This is a genomic window from Hansschlegelia beijingensis (genome assembly GCF_045505405.1).
In the GTDB taxonomy this organism is placed as follows: Bacteria; Pseudomonadota; Alphaproteobacteria; order Rhizobiales; family Methylopilaceae; genus Methylopila; species Methylopila beijingensis_A.
Genome location: NZ_JBJKEX010000323.1, coordinates 1 through 3,461 on the forward strand (window position 1 = coordinate 1; position 3,461 = coordinate 3,461).

3 protein-coding genes and 2 pseudogenes are annotated in these 3,461 nt (G+C 70.7%); 1 reads left to right on the forward strand and 4 read right to left on the reverse strand.

What is annotated here, in order from left to right:
• The 4 genes and pseudogenes from ACIKT0_RS15235 to ACIKT0_RS15250 form a co-directional block, all read right to left on the reverse strand.
• A pseudogene (locus tag ACIKT0_RS15235) lies at positions 1–161 on the reverse strand (DNA-processing protein DprA); the annotation flags it as partial.
• A 7-nt stretch (positions 162–168) separates the two neighbouring features.
• Positions 169–777 (reverse strand): glycerol-3-phosphate 1-O-acyltransferase PlsY, encoded by a 609-nt coding sequence (gene plsY / locus ACIKT0_RS15240; RefSeq protein WP_407106170.1) that lies wholly within the window; start codon positions 775–777, stop codon positions 169–171.
• Between the two features lie 64 nt (positions 778–841).
• Positions 842–2,146, reverse strand: coding sequence for a dihydroorotase (locus tag ACIKT0_RS15245; RefSeq protein WP_407106171.1), 1,305 nt, complete (start codon positions 2,144–2,146; stop codon positions 842–844).
• Entirely contained in the window at positions 2,139–3,092 is a 954-nt protein-coding gene (locus ACIKT0_RS15250; RefSeq protein WP_407106172.1) for an aspartate carbamoyltransferase catalytic subunit, read from the reverse strand. Before ACIKT0_RS15250 ends, ACIKT0_RS15245 begins: the two co-directional genes overlap by 8 nt.
• A 183-nt stretch (positions 3,093–3,275) precedes the next feature.
• Between ACIKT0_RS15250 and ACIKT0_RS15255 the strand changes: the two are divergent.
• A pseudogene (locus ACIKT0_RS15255) lies at positions 3,276–3,461 on the forward strand (hypothetical protein); the annotation flags it as partial.

Below are 3,461 nucleotides of genomic sequence, written 5' to 3' on the forward strand. Positions count from 1 at the left end.
GCGCGTCCGCCCCGGCGGGCGAGGTCGGGCAGGGCCCTGAGGGCGGCTCCGGCGCCGCCGAAATGGTTGACGAGGTTGCGGAAGGCGTGGGGGCCGACGTTCTCGGAGCGGATCAGGCGCAGCCAGGCGACCCGCTGTTCGTCGGTCAGCCGCCCCGGCATCGTGCCTCTACCCGCGGCCGGTGGCGGCGGAGCGTTGGCCGATGCGGCTTTCCTCGCCCGCCAGAAGCCGCCCGATATTGTCGCGGTGGAGCGCCCAGAGAAGCGCGGTCAGGACCGTGAACACCACGGCGGTCTCCGCGGGCCACCAGATCGCCAGAAGCGCCGGCGCGACGAGGCTCGCGACCAGGGCCGAGGCCGAGGAATAGCGGGTCACCAGAGCGACGGCGATCCAGACGCCGGCGAAAGCGAGCGCGACCGGCCAGGCGGCGCCCAGCAGCCCGCCGAGATAGGTCGCCACGCCCTTGCCGCCCCTGAAGCGAAGCCAGACCGGGAAGACATGCCCAATGAAGGCGGCCGCCCCGGCCAGAACCCCGGCCTGCCCGCCCCAGAGCCAGTCCGCCAGCAGGACGGCGGCGGTCGCCTTCAGCATGTCGCCGAGCAGCGTCAGCGCCGCGAGCTCCTTGCGGCCGGTCCGCAGGACGTTCGTCGTCCCGATATTGCCGGAGCCGATGGCCCGAATGTCGCCCCCGCCCCCGAGGCGGGTCACGATCAAGCCAAAAGGGATCGATCCCAGCAGGTAACCCAGGCCGATGGATGAGAGGACAGCGAGCGGCATTGTCGGATCGGGCGCTCAGGTTGGCGGCGCGAGACTTCTTGCGCAGCCAGAGGCCGCGGGCGGATCAAGCGTAGGCGTAGACGGTCCGGCCGGCAACGATGGTGCGCAGCGTCCGACCCTGGAGCCTTGCGCCATCGAACGGCGTGTTCTTCGACTTCGACCGCAGCGAGGCCGGATCGAGCACCCATGGGGCGTCGAGGTCGACGACGATCAGATCGGCGGGAGCGCCGACACGCAGCGCGCCGCCCGGCAGGCCAAGCAATTGCGCGGGGCGCGTGGACATCGCCGCCAGCAGCCGGTGAAGCGTGACCTCCCCGGCGTGAACCAGGCGCAATCCCGCCGCCAGCATGGTCTCGAGCCCGATCGCGCCGTCCTCAGCCTCCGCGAAGGGCCGCCGCTTGGTCTCGACGTCCTGAGGATCGTGGGCCGACAGCACCACGTCGATCAGCCCGTCCGCCAGTCCCTGAACCAGCGCGCGCCGGTCGTCTTCGCTGCGGAGGGGTGGCGCCACCTTGAAGAAGGTGCGGTATTCGCCGACGTCATTCTCGTTGAGCGACAGGTGCGCGATCGAGGCGCCGCAGGTGACGGACGCGCCCGAGACCTTGGCGCGCGCGATCACGTCGAGGCTCGCTCCGCAGGTGACCAGATTCGCGTGGTAGCGGCAGCCGGTCAGCGCCGCGAGTCGCACGTCGCGCTCGACGATCAGCGTTTCGGCCGCGGCGGGCCGACCGGGCAGTCCCAGTCGCGTCGCGAACTCACCTTCGTTCATCGCGCCGCCCGCGATCAGCTCCGGATCCTCGGCGTGGCAGCAGACCAGGGCGTCGAAGTCCCGCGCGTAGGTCATCGCCCGGCGCATCACCCGGGCGCTCGCGACGGTGCGCGGTCCATCTCCGAAAGCCACGGCCCCCGCTTCGAGCAGGAGGCCGATCTCCGTCATCTCCGCGCCGGCGAGGCCCTTGGTCAGCGCGGCCATCGGATAGACGTGGACGCTCGCCGTGTCGCGCGCTCGCCTCTTGAGGTAGTCGACGATCTCCGGGGCGTCGACGGGCGGTGTGGTGTCGGCGCGCGTCACGATGGTGGTCACGCCGCCGGCCGCTGCGGCCTCGCTTGCGGTCGCGATCGTTTCGCGATGCTCGGCGCCGGGTTCCCCGACGAACGCGCCCAGGTCGATGAGTCCCGGGGCGAGCATCGCGCCGCGGCAGTCGACGATCTCGGCGCCGGCAGGCGGCCGGACATCGGAGCCGATGGCCGCGATGACGCCGCCTTCGACGAGCAAGCCGCCGATCTCGTCCCGCGCGGTGGCGGGGCAGACGAGCCGGGCGTTGGTGAACAGCGTCGGCGGCGCTTCCGGAGCTGAGGACTCACGCATCGGGAAGATGCCGCGCAAGAGCTTCGAGCACCGCCATGCGCACCGCCACGCCCATCTCGACCTGATCTCGGATCAGAGATCGCGGCCCGTCGGCCACTTCCGAGGCGATCTCGACGCCCCGGTTCATCGGACCGGGGTGCATCACCACGGCCTCCGGCGCAGCGAAGGCGAGCTTCGCCGCGTCGAGCCCGAACTGCTGGAAGTACTCCTTCACCGAAGGCACGAACGAGCCATTCATCCGCTCGAGCTGAAGCCGCAGCATCATGACGACGTCCGCCCCCTCGAGTCCTTCGCGCATGTTCCGGTAGGCGGTCACGCCGAGCCGTTCGACGCCGGCGGGAAGCAGAGTGGAGGGCGCCACCACCCGCACCCGCGCGCCGAGCGCGTTGAGCAGCAGGATGTTGGAGCGCGCGACGCGGCTGTGCAGCACGTCTCCGCAGATCGCCACCGTCAGCCCTTCGATGCGGCCCTTGGCGCGCTTGATCGTCAGCGCGTCGAGGAGGGCCTGCGTCGGATGCTCATGGGCGCCGTCGCCGGCGTTGACGACCGAGCAGTCGACCTTCTGGGCGAGCAGCGCCACGGCTCCCGCCGCGTGGTGGCGCACCACGATGATGTCGGGCCGCATCGCATTGAGCGTGGCGGCGGTGTCCAGCACCGTCTCCCCCTTCTTGATCGAGGAGGAGGCGACCGACATGTTCATCACGTCGGCGCCCAGGCGCTTGCCGGCGATCTCGAAGGACGACTGGGTCCGCGTCGAGCTTTCGAAGAACAGGTTGATCTGCGTGCGGCCGCGCAGCGTGGTGCGCTTCTTCTCGACCTGCCGGCTCAGGGCGACCGCATCCTCGGCCGCGGCCAGCAGGCCTTCGATCTCGTTCGGCGACAGCCCCGCCACGCCAAGCAGGTGCCGGTGGGGAAAGGCGAACGGCGGGCTTGGCTCAGGGCGCATCAAGGCCGGTCTCTTAGCGCCACCACGGCGCAGGGGGCAAGCGCTCACGCGATCTTGTCCACGTCCCCATTAACACCATGTCTCCTCGAGAGGGCACTCGGGTCTGCGGCGCACGCCGCCGACCTGGAATTCGGCGGCGTCCGGCTCCTCAGAACCTGCCGGCGTTCGCAGGGAGAACGTGCAATGATGTCACTTCGGAATGCGATCATCGCCGGGGTCTCGGCGGCCGGAATCGTGGCCGCCTCGGTTCCGGCGCAAGCGGCTCCGGCTAACGCGACCATCGCCGGCGTGAATTACAGCGACATCCAGACCGTCGGCCACCGCGGCGGAGGCGGCCACTGGGGCGGCGGCGGCGGGCGGCACTGGGGC